This window comes from Clostridium sp., assembly GCF_029267215.1.
Classification (GTDB): domain Bacteria; phylum Bacillota; class Clostridia; order Clostridiales; family Clostridiaceae; genus Sarcina.
The window spans coordinates 1-3,759 of the sequence record NZ_JARIDH010000046.1; the positions used below are offsets into that span (position 1 = coordinate 1).

A 3,759-nucleotide genomic window follows, 5' to 3' on the forward strand; every position below is an offset into this window, starting at 1 on the left:
TTTAAGAGGTGAATATAATGAACTTCAATAAAAAGACTATAGAAGACGTTCAAGTAAAAGGTAAAAAAGTATTAGTAAGATGCGACTTTAACGTTCCATTAAAAGATGGTGTTATAACTGATGAAAATAGATTAAATGGAGCTATGCCAACTATAAAATACTTAGTTGATAATGGTGCTAAAGTAATCCTTTGCTCACATATGGGTAAACCAAAAGGAGAAGCTAAACCAGAATTCTCATTAGCACCTGTAGCTAAAAGATTAAGCGAAATGCTTGGTAAAGAAGTAGTATTTGCTGCTGACGATAATGTTGTTGGAGAAAATGCTAAAAAAGCTATAGCTGAAATGAAAGATGGAGATGTAGTTTTACTTCAAAATACAAGATACAGAAAAGAAGAAACTAAAAATGGAGAAGAGTTATCAAAAGAATTAGCTAGCTTAGCTGAAATGTTTGTTAACGATGCATTTGGTACTGCTCACAGAGCTCACTGCTCAACAGTTGGAGTAACTGAATACTTAAAACCAGCAGTATGTGGATACTTAATTCAAAAAGAGCTTAAGTTCTTAGGAGATGCTGTAGAAAATCCAGAAAGACCATTCGTTGCTATCTTAGGTGGAGCTAAAGTTTCAGATAAGATAAACGTTATAAATAACCTTTTAGAAAAAGTTGACACTTTAATAATAGGTGGAGGAATGGCTTATACATTCTTAAAAGCTCAAGGATATACTGTAGGAAGTTCATTAGTAGAAGAAGATAAAGTTGAATATGCTAAAGAAATGTTAGCTAAAGCTGAGGAAAAAGGTGTTAAATTATTATTACCTGTAGACCACAGAGTAGCTAAAGAATTCAAAGATGTTGAAGCTATAGTTACAGAGGATCAAAACATTCCTGAAGGATTCATGGGATTAGATATCGGACCTAAAACTGAAGTTATATACGCTGAAGCTATAAAAGATGCTAAAACAGTTATTTGGAATGGACCAATGGGAGTATTCGAATTCGAAAACTTCAACAAAGGAACAATAGCTGTTGCTAAAGCTATGGCTGAAGCAGATGCTACTACTATAATCGGTGGTGGAGATTCAGCTGCTGCTGTAAATATCTTAGGATTCGGTGACAAAATGTCTCACATCTCAACTGGTGGTGGAGCTTCATTAGAATTCTTAGAAGGAAAAGTATTACCAGGAATAGCTGCTTTAAACGATAAATAATATTATAAACCTTAAAGTAGATATTTAGATTGAAGTATAAAGATTGTTGTTTTATAAAAAAATAAGACTAAGTTCAATGAAATTTATTTTTCATTGAATCTTAGCCTTATTATTCTAAAAGTTAAGAAAATCTTAGGCTTATTATTTAATATTTTCAAAGCTTTTAGAGAAATAATATATAGTAGGGGATTGAGCCTTATATATATTATTTAATATTTAAAATATTAATAGAGGTGAATATAGATGAGAACTCCAATAATCGCAGGAAACTGGAAAATGCACTATACAATAGACGAGGCTGTTAAATTAGTTGAAGAATTAAAGCCATTAGTTAAAGATGCTAAATGTGAAGTTGTTGTTTGCCCAACTTTTGTTTGCTTAGACGCAGTTAAAAAAGCTGTTGAAGGAACAAACATAAAAGTAGGTGCTCAAAACATGCACTTTGAAGAAAAAGGAGCATTTACTGGAGAAATCGCTCCAAGAATGTTAGAAGCTATGAACATAGATTACGTTATAATTGGACATAGTGAAAGAAGAGAATACTTCAACGAAACAGATGAAACTTGCAACAAAAAAGTTAAAGCTGCTTTCACACACAACTTAACTCCAATCCTTTGCTGTGGAGAAACTTTAGAGCAAAGAGAAAACGGAACTACTAACGACGTTATAAAAGCTCAAATCACTGCTGATTTAGAAGGATTAACTAAAGAGCAAGCTGAGAAAGTTGTTATAGCTTATGAACCAATCTGGGCTATCGGAACTGGAAAAACTGCTACTTCAGACCAAGCTAATGAAACAATAGCTGCTATAAGAGCTATGGTTGCTGAAATGTTCGGACAAGAAGTTGCTGATAAAGTAAGAATCCAATACGGTGGATCAGTTAAACCTAACACAATAGCAGAGCAAATGGCTAAATCAGACATCGATGGTGCTTTAGTTGGTGGAGCTAGCTTAGTTGCAGCTGACTTTGCTCAAATCGTAAACTACTAATAAATATTAGTAATTAAATAGTAGCAATAGGCAAGTAATACCAATTGTCTATTGCTATTGTTTTTTAATTAGGTACACATTATAATAAATGTATAAATAGAAATTTAGTTTTTGGAGGGTTATTATGAGTAAAAAACCTGTAATGTTAATGATATTAGACGGATTTGGAATTTCTCCAAACAAAGAAGGTAATGCAGTAGCTGCTGCTAATAAACCAAATTATGATAGATTATTTAATAAATATCCACACACTGAATTACAAGCTTCAGGATTAGAAGTTGGTCTTCCAGAAGGACAAATGGGTAACTCAGAAGTTGGTCATTTAAATATAGGTGCTGGTAGAATAATATACCAAGAGTTAACTAGAATAACTAAAGAAATAAAAGAAGGAACTTTCTTCACAAACAAAGCTTTAGTTAAGGCTATGGATGAAGCTAAAGAAAATAATACTTCATTACACTTAATGGGATTATTATCAAACGGAGGGGTTCACTCTCACATAGATCACTTAAAAGGTCTTTTAGAGTTAGCTAAGAAAAAAGGACTTCAAAAAGTTTACGTTCATGCTTTCATGGATGGTAGAGACGTTGCTCCATCATCAGGTAAAGAGTTCATAGTTGAATTAGAAAATGCTATGAAGGAAATTGGTGTTGGTGAAATAGCTACTATAAGTGGTAGATATTACGCAATGGACAGAGATAACAGATGGGAAAGAGTAGAATTAGCTTATAACGCTATGGCTTTAGGAGAAGGTGAAAAAGCTTCTTCAGCTGTTAAAGCTATAGAAAAATCTTACCATGATAACAAAACTGATGAGTTCGTTTTACCTACAGTAATTGAAGAAGATGGACACCCAGTTGCTAGAATTAAAGATGGAGATTCAGTAATATTCTTCAACTTTAGACCAGATAGAGCTAGAGAAATAACTAGAGCTATAGTTGATCCAGAATTCAAAGGATTTGAAAGAAAGCAATTACACGTAAACTTTGTTTGTATGACTCAATATGACAAAACTTTAGAGTGTGTAGATGTTGCTTACAGACCAGAAAGTTACACAAATACTTTAGGAGAATATGTTGCATCTAAAGGATTAAACCAATTAAGAATTGCTGAAACTGAAAAATATGCTCACGTAACATTCTTCTTTAACGGTGGAGTAGAACAACCAAACACTAATGAAGATAGAGCATTAATAGCTTCACCAAAGGTTGCTACATACGATCTTAAACCAGAAATGAGTGCTTATGAAGTAACTGATGAATTAATAAATAGATTAGATCAAGACAAATATGATATGATAATATTAAACTTCGCTAACCCAGATATGGTTGGACACACTGGAGTACAAGAAGCAGCTGTTAAAGCTATAGAAGCAGTTGATGAGTGCTTAGGAAAAGTAGCTGATAAGGTATTAGAAAAAGAAGGTACTTTATTCATAACTGCTGACCATGGTAATGCAGAAGTAATGATAGATTACTCAACTGGTAAACCAATGACTGCTCATACTTCAGATCCAGTTCCATTCTTATGGATATCAAAAGATGCTGAAGGAAAATCA

General features: G+C 33.1%; 3 protein-coding genes. All 3 read left to right on the forward strand.

Going from position 1 to position 3,759, the window contains the following annotated elements; genetic code table 11:
- Positions 1-17: 17 nt before the first annotated feature.
- Positions 18-1,211, forward strand: a complete 1,194-nt coding sequence (locus Q1K13_RS09290) for a phosphoglycerate kinase (protein ID WP_300349929.1) — start codon at positions 18-20, stop codon at positions 1,209-1,211.
- Positions 1,212-1,454: 243 nt separating this feature from the next.
- Positions 1,455-2,201 (forward strand): triose-phosphate isomerase, encoded by a 747-nt coding sequence (gene tpiA / locus Q1K13_RS09295; RefSeq protein WP_300349932.1) that lies wholly within the window; start codon positions 1,455-1,457, stop codon positions 2,199-2,201.
- A gap of 124 nt (positions 2,202-2,325) precedes the next feature.
- A partial coding sequence (gpmI, locus tag Q1K13_RS09300; protein WP_300349935.1) for a 2,3-bisphosphoglycerate-independent phosphoglycerate mutase occupies positions 2,326-3,759 on the forward strand: 1,434 nt, incomplete at its 3' end.

Coding starts and splice junctions, on each gene's coding strand:
- tpiA (WP_300349932.1), top strand. CDS start 1,455: ATGAGAACTCCAATAATCGCAGGAAACTGGAAAATGCACTATACAATA.
- Q1K13_RS09290 (WP_300349929.1), top strand. CDS start 18: ATGAACTTCAATAAAAAGACTATAGAAGACGTTCAAGTAAAAGGTAAA.